The organism is Parabacteroides johnsonii DSM 18315 (assembly GCF_025151045.1).
Lineage (GTDB): Bacteria > Bacteroidota > Bacteroidia > Bacteroidales > Tannerellaceae > Parabacteroides > Parabacteroides johnsonii.
On record NZ_CP102285.1, the window covers coordinates 2870114 to 2886726 of the forward strand.

At 47.3% G+C, this 16613-nt stretch carries 12 protein-coding genes and 1 riboswitch; of the genes, 1 reads left to right on the forward strand and 11 read right to left on the reverse strand.

From position 1 onward, the window contains the following. Positions 1 to 4: 4 nt before the first annotated feature. The 9 genes from priA to NQ564_RS11885 form a co-directional block, all read right to left on the reverse strand. Positions 5 to 2464, reverse strand: a complete 2460-nt coding sequence (priA, locus tag NQ564_RS11845) for a replication restart helicase PriA (RefSeq protein ID WP_008151454.1) — start codon at positions 2462 to 2464, stop codon at positions 5 to 7. Positions 2465 to 2580: 116 nt separating this feature from the next. Further along, the gene (locus NQ564_RS11850) at positions 2581 to 3168 is read right to left on the reverse strand and encodes a porin family protein (protein WP_008151455.1); all 588 of its coding nucleotides are present in this window, start codon (positions 3166 to 3168) and stop codon (positions 2581 to 2583) included. Positions 3169 to 3432: 264 nt separating this feature from the next. Continuing rightward, positions 3433 to 3629: riboswitch (cobalamin riboswitch) on the reverse strand. 231 nt (positions 3630 to 3860) lie between these two features. Beyond that, positions 3861 to 4676, reverse strand: a complete 816-nt coding sequence (gene murQ, locus NQ564_RS11855; RefSeq protein WP_008151457.1) for an N-acetylmuramic acid 6-phosphate etherase — start codon at positions 4674 to 4676, stop codon at positions 3861 to 3863. Positions 4677 to 4721: 45 nt separating this feature from the next. Continuing rightward, positions 4722 to 5840: a lactonase family protein gene (locus NQ564_RS11860; protein ID WP_008151458.1), complete on the reverse strand. Its 1119-nt coding sequence runs from the start codon at positions 5838 to 5840 to the stop codon at positions 4722 to 4724. Between the two features lie 29 nt (positions 5841 to 5869). Continuing rightward, positions 5870 to 7150: an acetylxylan esterase gene (locus NQ564_RS11865; RefSeq protein WP_008151460.1), complete on the reverse strand. Its 1281-nt coding sequence runs from the start codon at positions 7148 to 7150 to the stop codon at positions 5870 to 5872. A gap of 29 nt (positions 7151 to 7179) precedes the next feature. Further along, on the reverse strand, positions 7180 to 8019 hold the full coding sequence (locus NQ564_RS11870; protein ID WP_021862207.1) for a hypothetical protein: 840 nt from the start codon (positions 8017 to 8019) through the stop codon (positions 7180 to 7182). 20 nt (positions 8020 to 8039) lie between these two features. Further along, on the reverse strand, positions 8040 to 9335 hold the full coding sequence (locus NQ564_RS11875; RefSeq protein ID WP_008151465.1) for an MFS transporter: 1296 nt from the start codon (positions 9333 to 9335) through the stop codon (positions 8040 to 8042). After that, entirely contained in the window at positions 9332 to 10267 is a 936-nt protein-coding gene (locus NQ564_RS11880) for a DUF4922 domain-containing protein (RefSeq protein WP_008151466.1), read from the reverse strand. The genes NQ564_RS11875 and NQ564_RS11880 overlap by 4 nt, the downstream gene beginning before the upstream one ends. Further along, a complete protein-coding gene (locus NQ564_RS11885) occupies positions 10260 to 11726 on the reverse strand; it encodes a glycosyltransferase family 2 protein (protein WP_008151468.1) in 1467 nt (488 codons plus the stop codon). The genes NQ564_RS11880 and NQ564_RS11885 overlap by 8 nt, the downstream gene beginning before the upstream one ends. 97 nt (positions 11727 to 11823) lie before the next feature. Between NQ564_RS11885 and NQ564_RS11890 the strand changes: the two genes are divergently transcribed. Next, on the forward strand, positions 11824 to 12942 hold the full coding sequence (locus NQ564_RS11890; RefSeq protein ID WP_008151470.1) for a Card1-like endonuclease domain-containing protein: 1119 nt from the start codon (positions 11824 to 11826) through the stop codon (positions 12940 to 12942). A 15-nt stretch (positions 12943 to 12957) separates the two neighbouring features. On the opposite strand, the gene NQ564_RS11895 is transcribed toward NQ564_RS11890, so the two are convergent. Together NQ564_RS11895 and scpA are read right to left on the reverse strand one after the other, a co-directional pair. Continuing rightward, positions 12958 to 14370 carry a S41 family peptidase gene (locus tag NQ564_RS11895; RefSeq protein ID WP_008157086.1) on the reverse strand — a complete coding sequence of 471 codons (1413 nt, stop codon included), beginning with the start codon at positions 14368 to 14370 and terminating at the stop codon, positions 12958 to 12960. Between the two features lie 87 nt (positions 14371 to 14457). After that, positions 14458 to 16605, reverse strand: coding sequence for a methylmalonyl-CoA mutase (gene scpA, locus NQ564_RS11900; protein WP_008151473.1), 2148 nt, complete (start codon positions 16603 to 16605; stop codon positions 14458 to 14460). Positions 16606 to 16613: the final 8 nt, after the last annotated feature.

The following is a 16613-nucleotide window of genomic DNA, read 5'->3' on the forward strand; positions in this document are numbered from 1 at the left end:
TTCTCTAATTCTCCACATCATAATGCACGATCAATTGCTTGAACGGCAAGTAGCGTTGCATTTCGGTATGTACCGATTCCAGTATCTCGCGTACCGGAGCGATCGCGGCGGCAATCTCTATCTTTAAAACAATTTTCCGGATATGAAGGGTTTGTACACGCGTTATCGGCGGAGTAACCGGGCCAAGCACACGTTCACCCAAACGACGACGCAAGTTTTCGGCATATAAAACCGATAGTTCCTGCAAAACAGAATCATTCCGACTGCGCAAGACAATCACGATCAAACGGTAGTAAGGCGGATAACGAAACATACTCCGCTCGCCCAATTGAAGACGCACCATCTCCTTATAAGCGAAACGTTCCACCATCCGGATCAGAGGATGATCGGGAGCGGAGGTCTGCAAGACAACTGTCCCCCGCTTATCCCGCCTTCCGGCACGGCCGCTCACCTGTACCATCAACTGGAAGGCACGTTCGTGAGCTCGAAAATCCGGGAAGTTCATCAGACTGTCGGCATTCAGGATACCGACCACACTAACATTCCCGAAATCCAGCCCTTTCGACAACATCTGGGTTCCGATCAATATCTGTGTCTTACCTTTCTCAAAGTCTGCGATGATCCGCTCATAAGCCGTACGGGTACGGGCAGTATCGAAATCCAGACGCTCGACTTTGGCAGAAGGGAAAAGAGTAGCTATCTCCTCCTCCACCATCTCGGTCCCGAACCCCATCGTACGAAGTTCCGGGCTCTGGCATTCCGGACACTGGTGAGGCAACTGGATTTTATATCCGCAATAGTGGCAAACCAACTCGTTACGAAACTTATGGTAGGTCAGGCTGACATCGCAATTGACACAATGGGGAACCCAACCGCAATCCTTGCACTCAATCACCGGAGCGAATCCCCGGCGGTTCTGGAACAGGATCGCTTGTTCTCCCTTCCCTAACGCCTCGCTCAACTTTTCTACCAAGACCGGCGAAAAGAGCGTGTCTTTCATGATCTTCTTACGCCTCAACTCCTTGATATCGACCGTCAGTATTTCCGGCATCAGCCGGTCGCCATAACGGGTAGTCAGCTCCACCAAACCATATTTGCCGGTAGTGGCATTAAAATAGGAATCGATGGAAGGGGTGGCAGAGCCCAACAATGTTTTCGCCCCATGCATAGCGGCCAGTACCAACGCTGCATTACGGGCATGATAACGCGGTGCCGGGTCCTGCTGCTTGTAAGTGTTCTCATGTTCCTCGTCTATAATAATCAAACCTAAATCCTTGAACGGCAAAAACAAGGAAGAGCGGACGCCTAATACCAGCATCGGCTCGCCCGTATGCAACAGCCGGTTCCAGACTTCCACCCGTTCGTTATCAGAGAACTTGGAATGATAGACCAACAACTTATCACCAAACAACTTGGCAAGCCGTTCTGTGATCTGGGTCGTGATGGCGATTTCAGGCAGCATATACAAAACCTGGCGTCCCATCTTCAACACCTCGTCGATCAGCCGCATATAGACTTCCGTCTTTCCACTGGAAGTAACGCCATGCAACAGGCAGACTTCTTTCTCCCGGAAGACATCATGTATCTCCCCGTAAGCCTTCTCCTGCGCCGCACTTAAAGGGGTAAGGGGTTGCAAACGGCAAACCGGAACCTGCAACCTTCCTACCTCCTTCTCATAACTTTCCAGCACACCTCGCTTCAGCACACCATCCAATATGGCCGGAGAACAACCGCTGCTCTCCAACAATTCCTTCTTCGACAATTCGCGTACCAGTGCCGGATTAAGCGCATGGCTGAGTTCCAAGAAACAGATCAGCAAGTGTTCCTGCTTCTTCGCCCGTTTGAAGTCCGCAAACACAGCCTGTAATTTTTCTTCCTCCTTATACGCCTCGGCAAGACGGATAAAGGTCTGCATCTTCGGCACAAAGCCCCGTTTCAGCTCCTCACTCACCTCAACTGCCCCCTTAGCCATCAGGGAGGCGACCACAGGCACGACATTCCGTAGTCCGGTTTTCTTTTCCAGTTCGGAAACCGTCAGTTTCAAGACGCCGGAAAAAGCATCCAGCACAGCTTGTTCATTCGGCCGCAGAGGGCCGTCGGCTTCGAACTCTTCATTATAGGTTACAGCCGTTTCACTCTCCAATTTCAGGCCGGAAGGCAAAGCCGCCTTATAGACATCTCCTAATTTACACAAATAATAGGAGGCGATCCATTTCCAGAAACGAAGTTGCGGACGACGGAGCACAGGCGTAGCGTCCAGCAAGGCGTAAATCTCCTTCGTCTCGTACTGGCTATCGGGCACACGCTCGTGCACATCCATGACGATAGCCGTATAATAGCGCTTCTTTCCAAAATGGACGATCACCCGGCAACCGGGTATTACCGTCTGTTCCAGATCGGGCGGTATGCTATAAGTATAGCTGTTCTCCAACGGAAGCGGGAGTATAACGTCTGCGTACTTCATTCTTATCCTTCTTTATACGAACCCATGTTCATAGCGATGCCAAAAGTAACAAAAAAGGCCGGACTGCTAAAGCCCGGCCTCTGTTTATCTGATCGCAAATCTTCTTTATTCCCTTTTTAAAACAGGATAGCAGCCGTAATCGACCAGCCTCGGTTCTTACCGTTTAATTCAAACTTTGATGCGCTATAATCATCCGTCAAGCCGAGGGCATAATTGAAACCGACCTGTAAATGTTTGATCAGTTCCACACCGGCACCCAAGTTCAAACCGGCATTGAAACTCTTTGCCTTCAACTGGTCTCCGACCGATCCCGGAATATCCCAGAACTTATCGCCGCCCACCCGGAAACCGACATACGGACCGGCTGACAGATACCCTTTGACAATAGGCAAACCGAATTTCCATTTCAGGTTAACCGGAACGTCTATATAGTCATTCTTAATATCTTTCTCGCTCTTCACGCCTATCCCTTTTTGCGAATACAGGATAGCCGCATCAAAACCGACTCCCATTACCGGGGCCATCACCTCCACCATCGGACCGATATTAAATCCGGTCACATTATCCTTTCCGACAATCTCTTTGTTGAAATGGACAGAGGATATATTCAAACCGCCTTTTATACCGAACTTAATCTGGGATTTCGCAGGTACGGCAATCAACGCCATCACAGCCAACAATATAAGCCCAACAATCTTCTTCATACTTTTTCTTTAATTAGTTAATACGAATTACAAATAAACGCACTTTTCCAATAATAAACAAATATCACCGCCTAAGTGTTGCTTCCCCCCGTAAAAGGAAAGCATGAATCGGAGGCGGAGCTCATCCCGCACACAGATTCATGCCTCTTTTCCTAATTATTATGGCAAAATAATTAAAAACAAGTAAACAGACTACGGGAAACGGGAATTAAGAAAGACAAAAGCCTACGGCTTCACTGTTCTCTTCCGGCCTTTCCTCGAAGCCGTCGAAAAATATGCGTTGCAGGTCTTCTGACTTACTTCCGGTATGAGCGCCTTCCCGACTCGCGTCAGTGGCATAAAAGAATTGCCCAATCCGTTTTGAAGCTTACAGCAGCGGGACTGTCCGGGATTTACACCCGATTCCCTTTTAATCCTTTTCCGCAGATGGCGAAGCAGGAACAATGCATGGGACAAATATAGCGATATTTTCCATATATTTCTCATATATTGTCCATCTTCTTACAGAAAAATACAGACGCGACAAGCATCCTTTCGGTTCCTGCTGCCAGTGCCACAAATATTACACTCCTGTGGCACAACTGTGCCATGCTGAGGAAACGGTTGTGCCATGCAAGGGAAACGGCTGTGCCATGCCGAGGAAACGAGTGTGCCATGCCGAGGGAACGAATGTTCCACCGGTAGAATTCTTCTTACTCCTTACGGTAGGCTTCGACAGCTGCTTGAACGGAGCCGTACATCAACAGCAGATGGCGGGATTGGTTATAGGGAAGGCTCAATTCTTCAGCGACCATGCGAGTTCCACGGTCGATAAGTTTCTGATTGGTGAGCTGCATATTGACCATCCGGTTTCCTTTAACCCTCCCCAATCGGATCATAACGGAAGTGGAAATCATATTCAGGATCATTTTCTGTCCCGTTCCGGATTTCATACGGGAACTGCCGGTGACGAACTCCGGTCCGACAATCATTTCGATTGAGACATCAGCCTCCATCGCCATCGGTGAATCAGGATTACTGGAAATGGAGGCGGTCAGAATGCCCTGTTCACGCGCTTTGCGAAGGGCACCGATCACATAGGGAGTCGTCCCGGAAGCAGCAATGCCGATCACGGTATCCTTCGTATTGACCTGATACTCCAACAATTCCTGCCAGCCTCGTTCCTCATCGTCTTCGGCATTCTCCACCGGATTCCGGAGGGCGGTATCGCCACCGGCTATCAAGCCGATAATCAGTGTGGGAGGCATCCCGAACGTCGGGGGGATTTCGGAAGCATCCAAAACCCCTAACCGTCCGCTGGTTCCGGCTCCCAGATAAAAGATTCGTCCGCCTTGCTGCATACGGGGAACGATCTGCAAAACCAATTCTTCTATTTTGGGTATGGTCCTTCGGACAGCCAACGCCACTTTCTGATCTTCCGTATTGATATCTTCGAGCAGCTCCCGGACGGACTTCCGTTCCAGGTCGTTATAGAGAGAATCCTGTTCTGTTATCTTGATGAATGACATAGCTTATTACAATTTGCAAGTGCAAAGCTACTAAAAATATCACATTCACCTGTTAGTGAATTTCAGGCAAACGGGCTTGCTTACCCGGATATCTTTTTCCGTATCTCTCAACAAGCCGCTTTGTTTGTCTATTTCGTAAACCTGCACAACATTACTGTCCCGACAGGCGCAAAGCAGAAACTTGCCGTTGGGAGTGATGACAAAATTACGCGGATGAACACCGGTCAGCTGATAGCCAACCTTTGTCAGTTGCCCGTTTGCCGGATCGATAGAGAAAATCGCGATACCATCACCTTTCAGACGGTTGGAAGCATACAGGAAACGGCCATCCGGTGTGATGTGTATATCGGCACTGCCGGAGGCATGCAACGTGTCGGCTTCTACAGACTGGACCGGAGTCAGATTGCCTTTGTCGTACTGCATGAAAACGACGCGGCCGGAAAGCTCGCCGATCAGGTAAGCCCATTTGCCGTTCGGATGGAAAACTGCATGACGCGGACCTTCTCCTGCCGGCAAACTGAAAGATGCAGGCGTTCCTTCCCGCAAGCCCAAGCCCTTATCGGAAGCGATGATATCATATTTATAAATCCGGTCTGTCCCCAAGTCATTGGCATAAAGGTAGGCTTCATCCGGCGAAGCATACACGCAATGCAAATGTGGAACCGCCTGGCGTTCAGAACCCGGTGTTCCTCCTTCATACGCATATACTTTAGCCGGTTGCAGAGTGCCATCGGCCGAGATCGGGAAGACACTGATACTTCCGCCGTTGTAATTGGCTGTGACAGCCATCCGGCGCTTACTGTCCACCCAGATATAGCAAGGAGCACTCCCGTCCGTCTTCTGCTCGTTCAGCAAAGAAAGTGTCCCGGTATGTTTGTCAAACGAATAGGCGCATACTTTTGCATCCGGAACAGCGGTTTCACTTACCGAATAAACAAACTTGCCATCCTGGCTCACTGCCAGATAAGAAGGGTCCTGGATACCCGACAGGCTCTTCACCGGCCCAGCCATCCCTTTCTCCACATCGAACCGATACAGGTGTATGCCTGGGTCCGTAGCATCCGCATACGACCCGACAAACAAAAACAATTCACTCTCCTTTTGCATACACGATGTCACTGCCATAATTAACAACCCTGCTAAAAAATACTTTAATTTCGACATACCTATTTATAATTAACCGGAAAACGCATTTACTTCCCGCATTTACCTTTCAGCCATTCAATACGCTCCGACTGCTGTTCCGGATATGTCCAATGACCGGTTTCGAGGTAAAGATGCAAATCCTTCGCTCCCGGAATAACATTGTAGGCCGAATACATGGAAGTCGGCGGACAGGTCACATCATTATATCCCCAGCTATACCAGCCCGGAGCGTTCACACGGCGGGCAAAATTCACGACATCGAAGTAAGCAAGCGTTTCCACTTCGTTTGCCACCGGCTGTGCATTCCGGTAATAATGCGGCCAGCCTCCTGCACGTTTGTGCAGATAACCGGCATAATCACACAAAGCCGGATAGAAAGCGGCAAGGAACTTAATACGCGGGTCCAGGCCGGCCGTGACAATAGACAAGGCCCCTCCCTGGCTTCCACCGGTCACACCAACCGTATTCCCATCAAACTCTGGCAAAGAATAGAGGAAGTCCACAGCCCGCACACAACCGAGATAGACTCGCTTATAGTAATGTGTATCACGATTATTTTTGTTTATTGCATTATATCCGTTCAATGCCCCGGCAGCCAGATTGTTATATACTTCTTGTGGCATCGTTACAGGAATACCATGTATTCCAATCTCCAATGTAATGATATTTTCTCCTAAATTGAATCCGTTGTAAGGACGTATGCCGGCTCCAGGAACTTGAAGGATTGCCGGATATTTACCGGGTTTCTTCGGAACAATCAGAATACCATACATACGGGAACCGGGACGTTCATTCTGAAAACTGACATGGTAAACATTCTGTGTAGAAGTACATCTTTCCGGTAGCAACGTCATCTTGGGATCAAGCGGTTGCTTACGGGCTTCGGCGATCGCACCGGTCCAGAAAGCATCAAAATCTTTCGGATCAGCTGTTGTCGGCTGAATCTTCGTTTCATCCACGCCCACCGTGGCCATCCCTTCATACTTCCGGCCGTCCACTTTGGCCGTCACTTTACAACGCAGGAACCCGGGTTCATTCATCTTCGCTTTCAGTGTCGTTTTTCCATCTGCCAAACGAATGTCTTTCTTTACAACCGTCGGAAAATATTCCGGCCCCAGTTCATAGTCGACAACTACATCTTTCAATAAATTCTCATTCTTGAAAACCTGTACCGTAAACTTCACTTCCTCCTTCGCCTTGCACTTCCAATCAATACGGTCAGGCGAAACCACCACATTGATCAACTTCTGAGCCGGTTGTGCTAACACCAATGCACAATTTCCCAACATTCCCAGAAGCAAACACAATAAGAATAAAGATTTTTTCATGATAAAAACTGAATTAGATAATTTATTATTTATAAAACACTGTGATATCTGATCAGACCTTGAACCGGACTTTGAGCAATCGTACCTAACCGAAACCCGAACTCACAAGCTATCTCTTTCAATAGATCCTGATAATACCAAGCAATGGAACCTATCAGATGGACAGGATGGTCCAGGCAACCATACTGCATGACATTGCGGGCAAAGAATGCTCGAAAACTATTACTCACCAGATCATGTATGGACGGTTCTTCTATATGCCGAAGCAAAAAAGGAGATAAACTTGCCAGAAAACGATTCGGGAAAGGCTGCTTATAGACCTTTTCCATAATGACAGCCGGTGTCAACCCGAACTCCGCAAAGAAAGCCTTTTGCAAGGCTACTGGCAACTGGTTTTTCAACACATCCCCGACCAGCAATTTTCCAAGTACGGCACCACTCCCCTCATCTCCCAAGATAAAGCCTAACGGAGAGATGTTCTTGATAATATCCTTTCCGTCATACAGGCAGGAATTGGAACCAGTCCCTAAAATACAGGCTATGCCTGGACTGTTGCCACAAAGGGCACGGGCTGCCGCCAGCAAGTCGCTACCTACCTCCACCGGGACCGGCAGATAATGCGTAATGGACCGGCGTAAAATCTCATTCTTTTCCGGAAACGCACATCCGGCACCATAAAAGTAAACGGCCTCGATAGAGTCATACTTCTTTATCTTGGGAACCAGGTTATCCCTTATTTCAGCCGAAATATCTTCTTCCGTCTGAAAAAAAGGATTAATCCCCCGTGTCTTGATCCGGTCTATTTCCTGATTGCCGGACACAATACTCCAATCCGTTTTCGTAGAGCCGCCATCCGCTATTAAAAACATCATGATTTATAATTTATGATTTACTTCTTCTTTCCAAATTCAGGGTCGATCTTCAGGCAGGCTGTGACAAGCAGTGTTATCAGGCAACATCCCATCACCCACCAGAAAAAATTCTCGTAGCCCATCTGTTCCTGCAACCAACCGGCAGCCATTCCGGGTAACATCAGGCCTAAAGCCATAAAAGCCGTACAGATCGCATAATGTGCCGTTTTGTGTTCTCCATCGGAATAATAAATCAAATACAACATATAGGCTGTAAAACCGAAGCCATACCCGAACTGTTCGACAAATACACAAATGTTGACGATCCATAAATTATCAGGCAACGCACTACTCAGATAGATAAAGACAGCGTCAGGCAAGGAAATCGCCAATGCCATAGGCCAAATCCATTTCTTCAATCCTCCCGCCGAAGCGGCGATACCTCCCAATATTCCGCCCAATGTCAACCCAATAGTACCGATTGTCCCATACACAAGGCCGATTTCAGCCGTAGAAAGCCCCAAACCTCCCACTTCGCGGGGATCAACCAGGAAAGGGGTTACCAATTTTGCCAACTGGGCTTCCGGAAAACGGTACAACAACATGAACAGGATCGCGACAAAAGCTTGTTTCTTTTTGAAAAAGGAAACGAAAGTTGCAAAAAACTCTTTTACGATTGTGGAGGGAGTCACCGTCACTGAAGGTTTATCCCCTTCCGGGAGAGAAAGTATATACCGGTGATACAAGAACAAGCCTAAAAACAGTCCCCCTAAAATAAAGAATGTGATAGACCAGGCAAGCGGAATATTCCCCGTATTATTTTCCAAAAACCCGGCAAACATCACCAAGACACCCTGCCCGGCAATAATCGCAATCCGGTAAAAGGTACTCCGGATACCGACAAAGAAGGCCTGTTCATGCGAATCGAGGGCCAGCATATAAAAGCCGTCCGCCGCAATATCATGCGTGGCGGAACTAAAAGCCAATAACCAGAAAACCGCCAATGAAGCTTGAAAAAAGAATGTAGTCGGGATCGTAAACGCAACTCCGGCAAGTCCAGCCCCGATCAACAACTGCATAGTGACCACCCACCAGCGTTTGGTTTTCAGCAAATCCACAAAAGGACTCCAAAAAGGTTTGATCACCCAAGGCAGATTCAGCCAACTCGTATAAAGGGCGATATCGGTATTCGAAACTCCCAGACGCTTATACATCAGGACAGACACGATCATCACCGCAACATAAGGTATCCCCTGCGCAAAATACAGAGAAGGGACCCAAAACCAGGGAGACCGTACAGATGGTTGATCAGATAAAGGCTTACGTGAGATCATACTTCTTCTCTTATTTTCCGGATGATTTCATTCTTCTCTTCCTCAGTGATACTTACCTCCTTCCAGACCTTTTCCAAGTCTGCAAATGTCACTTTCTTAAAGTCCTTTTCCAAAGGGACAACAAACAAACCAGCCATCTCGACTGTTGCCGGACTGATCAGGATATTAGCGTCTCCTTCAGCATAATAGCAAGAAGGACGCAATTCCCGCCGGGGGAAGATACAAGTAATCCAAATATCATCCTCCCTCCAAACCAACAAATTCATCATCGGCTCGTAATCATCCGGTTTAACCGGCATCCTATCGTATAACAACTCGAAAACGGCCGCAGCCTCCCCCTTATCTCTCGACACCAGAATAAAACAGACCGGAAGGTGATCGACAGAAGCATAGAAACCAGTCCGTTCACTTTCCCAAACGATTCCTTTCGAGAAGTTCAGCCAATTTCTCACAACCGGAAATTCCTCTTTCTTCCCAGCCTGGAAATGCATATGATCCGGAGCGGAAGCACCACATTTAGGACCATTATAAAACAAAGCATAATCGGATAAATCCGAAACGATGTCCAACATATCCTCATAATAAGGTTTTATCTGTTGTCTCTCATGCCAACGTAAAGGAACCGTCAAATGGTCTTCGAAAATAGGATATGGATTAACTAATATTTCAAATGCATCGTTATATGTCACTCCCTTTTGTTCATCCGGTCGATGACAGAAAAAACAAGGACGGGCCAGCAAAGATTCCTTGTCGATCTTAGCTGCCGAAGAGCGAATCCGTTCCGGATTAAACTGAAGAACAGTTGTCCTATAATCATCCTGGAAATAGCGCGTCTGTACATTTGCCAAAGAAGCATAATTTTCCCTTGCCAGTTTCCAATCCTGCTTTTGGTCTATCAACAAGGATTCTATTTCTCGTTCCAAATCATTCATGATCTTTTCTGTTTAAAGCGATCCGCGCCTGCAATTCCCAAGTACGGATACGGTCTTTGTAAGTATTATGTCCGTTCATTTTCACAACGTCAAGCGCTGCATCCGAATTGTCTTCCCAACGGCGGCAGAGGTACAGGACATCATAGATGCGCCCGATCTGCCAGGTGCGGGAGATACGCAGCCCCAACGCATAGTCTTCCCCATAGCTGGTATTCGGAAGATTTATTTGCCGGAGCACAGGCGTATAGAAAGCACGGGGGGCACCCAAGCCGTTAATGCGCAAGGCATTGTTCCGACCGTTATCAGGCGTCCACTCCCGATGGTCGATGATGCCGGGCGGAATTTCGTTCATCTTGAAATCGGTCATCCGATAAGTTCCGACAACCATCGCACAGTTCTGTTCGTAAAAAGCATTCACGATCTTCTGCAACGTATCAGGACCGCTATATACATCGTCACTATCGAGCTGGACAGCAAATTTACCACAGGCAGGATGATGCACCCCCACATTCCAGCAGCCGCCAATCCCCAGATCGAAACGCTCCGGGATCAGGTGTATCACCCTTTTGTCGGTAGTATATTTCTCTATCGCTTCAGAAGTTCCGTCCGTCGAATGGTTATCCACGATAATGAGGTTAAAACGGAATGTCGTTTCTTGCATTAAGACAGAGCGGATGGCATCTTCTATCGTACGGACACGATTACGGACCGGAATAATAACGGAAGCCTCCTGCTCAAAACCATCAATATCGAAGGATATCGGTTCAAAGCCCGGAGCAAGGTAACCGCCAATCCGTTTCAGATAGGCCGTACAAACAGATTCCATCTCGATCTGTACCGCCCGGTTCTTCGGATCGACATAGTCGAACAACTTCTCTCCGCTCTTGCGAGTATCCGTCTCCACTTCCGAATACAAATATTCATTGACATGAACCAGTTCGGATAGTTCCGATACACGAAGGCGAAGGTCATACAATCCGGCAAAACGGTAATCGGCATCCATTGCCCGAACCGCCTGTTTCAATACTGATGAACGGAAAAACAAAAGGGAACCGAAATCAAAATCATCCCGTAGACTTCCTTTCTGATAGTCTATGACAGGAGCCAGTTTTCTGTTTCCACCTTCTACTTGGTAACGATCCGCATAGAGCATTCCGGCATTCGTATCGCCGGCAATAGCCAACAAACGTTCGAAGGCGAACTGCCCCGGTTCGAAAACCGTATATTTAGTATATAATAATGTATAGGCCGTATCTGCATGTAAAGCGATCGTCCGATAAGTGGCGGTACTGGCAAACGAATCGATCATCAAAATACTACACCCCTCGACCTCACCGGGAATCTTTTCCGTTGCCAACAAGTAGATATTTTTTATCCGGTCACACAATCTCAACGCTCTTACGGTTTGCCCAGCTTGAGGTAAAGAGAGGAACGGAATAAAACAATTTATCATTTTCATAATGTAATTAGTTGATACCGGAACAAAAATAAGGATAAAATATGAGCTTTTGCCGGAAGAGAAAAGTATCTTTGTAAGTATATCAAAAATAAAACAAATGAAACACCAGATAATACTACTTGGAAAAGACATAACTTCGGTCTATCACGGCATCAAAGAGTTCGGGGCAGATCATATTCACCTGCTCTACACGGATGCCACCGATCATATCGAAACCCCCATGTACCCGCTGTTGCCTACGAGCATCCGATGCAACCGCTACAAAACTGAACCTTACAATGGGAACAACGTGATCAAAGTTTGCCGCCAGATTCACCAAAAGTATCAGGGGGAGTTTACCTATAACCTTTCCGAAGGAACGAAGGTCATGGCATTCGCCGCTTTCACCGTTGCCAAAGAATCAGGAGCCGATGCTTTCTATCTGACACAACACGGCGAAGTCGTCCATCTCAGCCACTTTGAGAACCATCCGCTACAAACGACACTCAATAATGATGAAATTCTCAGCCTGAGCGGAAATACCCTCACTACTTATCACGATGCAAAGGGACTAAGCGACGGAGATGTCAAAGCCTCCATGCGTATCAAACAATTCATCGAACAGTATCCGCAGGAACACGCCCGCATCCAAAAGTTCTTTAGTATATTCTGCAAGCGCCAACTCAACCGTTTGCCAGCCTCCAAAATCTTTGCCAACAATCTGCGGTTCAAGCAAAGGAACGGTTCCATCCTGATCACTTTAAGAGAATATGTCTTACTCCGCCTTCATCAAAGCAATGCGATCCAGCTCTATTTTGAAGGACGTTGGTGGGAAACGCTGGTTGCCAACCAGGTCCGTAACTGGAGCATGCAGCAGGAGAACTCGCCTGAAGTATGGCGTAGCGTCATTTTCCAGACAAACGAAAAAGACACACATCCGAAAAACGAGGTCGACGTATTATTGAACAACCAACAGAAACTGGTCTTTATCGAATGCAAGTCCGGCAATGTCACACAAAACGATATTTATAAAATAGACGCGGTGCGGGAAACATACGGCGGCGACATATCGCAAGCCGTACTCGCCAGTTACTATCCAGTGGAAAAAAGTTTGCAAGACAAATGCAAAGATTTGCAGATACATCTCTTCGCCCCGAACTTCCTTACCGAGCGAAGTAACTATTTAAACAAAATGCCAGCCTGGTTAGACAAGCTGGCAGATGATCTTCAATTATAAACAACACAAGAGGTCTTATTTGCCGGATTCGAAGATAAGACCTTTCGTTTGTTTTCTTTCGAGAGACGACGGAGTGAGCAAAATACGGCCTTTACTTTCCGCACGCGCCGATAGGCTTTTCAATCCGCTTATCTGCGAAAGCGCCTCACTTAGCAACATCTCGTTCGTATCTCCAAAGGGCAGCAAATCATTTCCTATAACCAGTTCCTCAATCTTTACATCCGGTTCAAAACCGTTTGCATAGTCAGCCTCGTGATTGGCATTATAAATGCGTAATGTAATCGGATGTAACAGCCAATCATATTCTTCCCTGGTTCCGAAAGTGTTGCTACCAACCCGTTTGCCAATCGTTTTTTCACCTATAACCATGATATTGCTACGGGTAAGATAAGGGATCAGACAGTTGATCACGGCTTCCGAAGCAGATGCGGTCACACTTCCCGTCAGTACGTAAATGCGTCTCAAATCCAGGTTGGCATTCCCCATTTCAGCATTCTTTTTCAACAACAAGGCTTCATCATTCTTTGATTGCTTTTCATTATGCTCCATGATACAGAAAGTCTTGCCCAAAGCATCGGCCGGAGCCAGAAGAGAGGTCATCAACTGCGCACAAGTGACCAGCCCTCCCTGGTTATATCGCAAATCCAATACAAATTCACTCACATTTTCAGCCTTAAACTCCGCAAAGACTTGCTTCATCTGGTCATCATAGATTGTACTTTCATCGTCCGGACCGGAAGAAAAACTGTTGTAAACCAAATAACCAACCTTCTTGTCCCCCACCGTATAAACAGAATCTTTCAGAAAAGGTGTGTCTTCCACTGCCCGGGAAGCGGCAACCGAAATAGTTTTTTTCTTATTAAAAGTGATCTCATTACCTTTCCTTACCGCATCTGCCAATAAAAAAGTAGTTTCACTTCCGCTATAAAAAGCAGACAAGTTCGTCACGTTCGGAGTCTCACTACCGACGGCAATAATCCAGTCACCCCGTTCCAGTCCGGCCTCAGCAGCAGGAGAACCGGGCAAGACATATAAAACCCAGGCATAATAAAGGTTACCGTTTTTATATGATGCAAACTCAAAACCATACGAGTCGGCTGCCATAACAGACTTCGTCTCTTCTTCCTTTTTCTCTATCCGGGAAAAAGTGAGCCATCCGTCTCCGTATTTTACACCATCCTGATCAGACAACAATGAATCGAAAAACTTGTCTGGAGATAACGAGAAGTTCAAGTTTCCTTTGTCAGGCACATCCTCGTTCCATAAATAGTAATCCGTCATGACTTTATAGATCCAATCATTCGTACCCTCGTCGGAGAGATCCGGAACCTTATCATCCGTCGTACAAGACGGTACAAGCAAAAGGACAGCCAGCAATCCCATGAGGACGGCAAACGTCGTTTTCTCTAAAGCAAACTTCTGTTTCATTGTCATATCTGTATTATATTGAAAAAATAACCGCGCAATTTCCAAACGGAAACTACGCGGCTTTTATTGGAAAAACTTACGTTTTTATTATTCACCTAACAGTATTTCCAGGATCTGAACAGCAGCTTTCGCCACAGAAGTACCCGGACCGAAGATGGCAGCAACGCCTGCTTTATACAAGAAGTCATAATCCTGTGCAGGGATAACGCCACCAGCGATCACGATGATATCTTCGCGTCCTAACTTCTTCAGTTCTTCAATAACCTGCGGAACCAAAGTCTTGTGTCCGGCAGCCAAAGAAGAAACACCCATTACGTGAACGTCATTTTCCACAGCCTGGCGGGCAGCTTCGGCCGGAGTCTGGAACAACGGTCCCATATCCACGTCGAAACCACAGTCAGCATAACCTGTAGCAACAACTTTAGCACCACGGTCGTGTCCGTCCTGACCCATCTTAGCGATCATGATACGCGGCTGGCGACCTTCTTTCTTAGCAAACTCGGCAGTCAGCTCACAAGCCTTCTGGAAGTCTGCATCTTTCTTAGTTTCTGATGAATACACGCCTGATATAGTTCTGATGATTGCTTTATAACGACCTACTACAACTTCGCAAGCATCGGAGATTTCTCCCAGTGATGCACGCAAGCCGGCTGCTTTGACAGCCAATTCCAGCAAGTTGCCTTTCTTCGTACGAACACACTCTGTAATGTCGGCCAATGCTTTCTGTACGGCTTCTTCATCACGGTTGGCACGCAATTCTTTCAACAGTTCGATCTGTTCGTTACGAACGGCAGTATTATCGATTTCAAGGATATCAATCGGATCTTCTTTCGGCAGACGATATTTGTTCACCCCTACGATTGTCTGGATACCAGAGTCGATACGAGCCTGGGTACGGGCAGCAGCCTCTTCAATGCGCATCTTAGGCAGACCGGTTTCGATAGCTTTCGCCATACCACCCATGCTTTCGATTTCCTGGATCAAGGCCCAACCTTTATGGACCAGTTCGTTTGTCAGAGATTCCACGTAATAAGAACCTGCCCACGGGTCGATTTCCTTACAGATCTTCGTTTCTTCCTGGATATAAATCTGGGTATTACGGGCGATACGTGCAGAGAAGTCTGTCGGCAATGCGATAGCTTCGTCCAATGCATTCGTATGCAAAGACTGTGTGTGGCCCAAAGCAGCAGCCATAGCCTCGATACAAGTACGGCCAACGTTGTTGAACGGGTCCTGTTCGGTCAGTGACCAACCAGAAGTCTGGCAGTGAGTACGCAAAGCCAAAGATTTCGGATTCTTGGCCCCGAAGCTCTTCACGATCTTCGCCCACAACATACGTGCAGCACGCATCTTGGCGATTTCCATGAAGTGGTTCACACCGATTGCCCAGAAAAATGACAGACGCGGAGCGAAAGCATCGATGTCGATACCTGCGTTCACACCGGCACGAAGATATTCCAGACCATCACAAAGCGTATAAGCCATTTCGATATCGGCTGTCGCCCCAGCTTCCTGCATATGATAGCCGGAGATGGAGATGGAGTTGAACTTCGGCATCTTCTGAGAAGTATATTCGAAAATATCGGCGATGATACGCATGGAGAATTCAGGCGGGTAGATATAGGTGTTACGCACCATGAATTCTTTCAGGATATCGTTCTGGATCGTACCGGCCATTTCTTCCAACTTGGCGCCCTGTTCCAAACCGGCATTGATATAGAATGCCAATACAGGAAGAACACCACCATTCATGGTCATAGAAACAGACATCTTGTTCAAAGGAATACCGGCAAACAGAACTTTCATGTTTTCCAGCGAACAGATAGACACACCGGCTTTACCGACGTCACCTACCACACGTTCATTGTCGGCATCATAACCACGGTGTGTCGGAAGGTCGAAAGCGACAGACAAACCTTTTTGGCCGGAAGCCAGGTTACGACGGTAGAATGCGTTGGACTCTTCAGCAGTAGAGAAACCTGCATACTGGCGGATCGTCCAAGGACGCATAGCGTACATACCGCTATACGGACCACGCAGATAAGGAGGCAGACCGGAAGCATAGTTCAAGTGTTCCATTCCTTCCAGATCTTCTTTAGTATATACGGGTTTCACCTCGATGTGCTCGGGTGTTTTCCAATTGGCCTCGATGCCATTGGCTTTAGCCCATTCGGCAGCGTTAGTAGCTGCAAAACCGGCATTCTTTATATCTATGTTTTTAAAATTTGGTCTCATAATTATTT

Bases quoted from the DNA above. Each gene is read 5' to 3' on its own strand.
- NQ564_RS11890 (WP_008151470.1), top strand. From the start codon at position 11,824: ATGAAACACCAGATAATACTACTTGGAAAAGACATAACTTCGGTCTAT.
- priA (WP_008151454.1), bottom strand. From the start codon at position 2,464: ATGAAGTACGCAGACGTTATACTCCCGCTTCCGTTGGAGAACAGCTAT.
- murQ (WP_008151457.1), bottom strand. From the start codon at position 4,676: ATGTCATTCATCAAGATAACAGAACAGGATTCTCTCTATAACGACCTG.
- NQ564_RS11875 (WP_008151465.1), bottom strand. From the start codon at position 9,335: ATGATCTCACGTAAGCCTTTATCTGATCAACCATCTGTACGGTCTCCC.
- NQ564_RS11865 (WP_008151460.1), bottom strand. From the start codon at position 7,150: ATGAAAAAATCTTTATTCTTATTGTGTTTGCTTCTGGGAATGTTGGGA.
- scpA (WP_008151473.1), bottom strand. From the start codon at position 16,605: ATGAGACCAAATTTTAAAAACATAGATATAAAGAATGCCGGTTTTGCA.
- NQ564_RS11885 (WP_008151468.1), bottom strand. From the start codon at position 11,726: ATGAAAATGATAAATTGTTTTATTCCGTTCCTCTCTTTACCTCAAGCT.
- NQ564_RS11895 (WP_008157086.1), bottom strand. From the start codon at position 14,370: ATGAAACAGAAGTTTGCTTTAGAGAAAACGACGTTTGCCGTCCTCATG.
- NQ564_RS11850 (WP_008151455.1), bottom strand. From the start codon at position 3,168: ATGAAGAAGATTGTTGGGCTTATATTGTTGGCTGTGATGGCGTTGATT.
- NQ564_RS11860 (WP_008151458.1), bottom strand. From the start codon at position 5,840: ATGTCGAAATTAAAGTATTTTTTAGCAGGGTTGTTAATTATGGCAGTG.
- NQ564_RS11880 (WP_008151466.1), bottom strand. From the start codon at position 10,267: ATGAATGATTTGGAACGAGAAATAGAATCCTTGTTGATAGACCAAAAG.
- NQ564_RS11870 (WP_021862207.1), bottom strand. From the start codon at position 8,019: ATGTTTTTAATAGCGGATGGCGGCTCTACGAAAACGGATTGGAGTATT.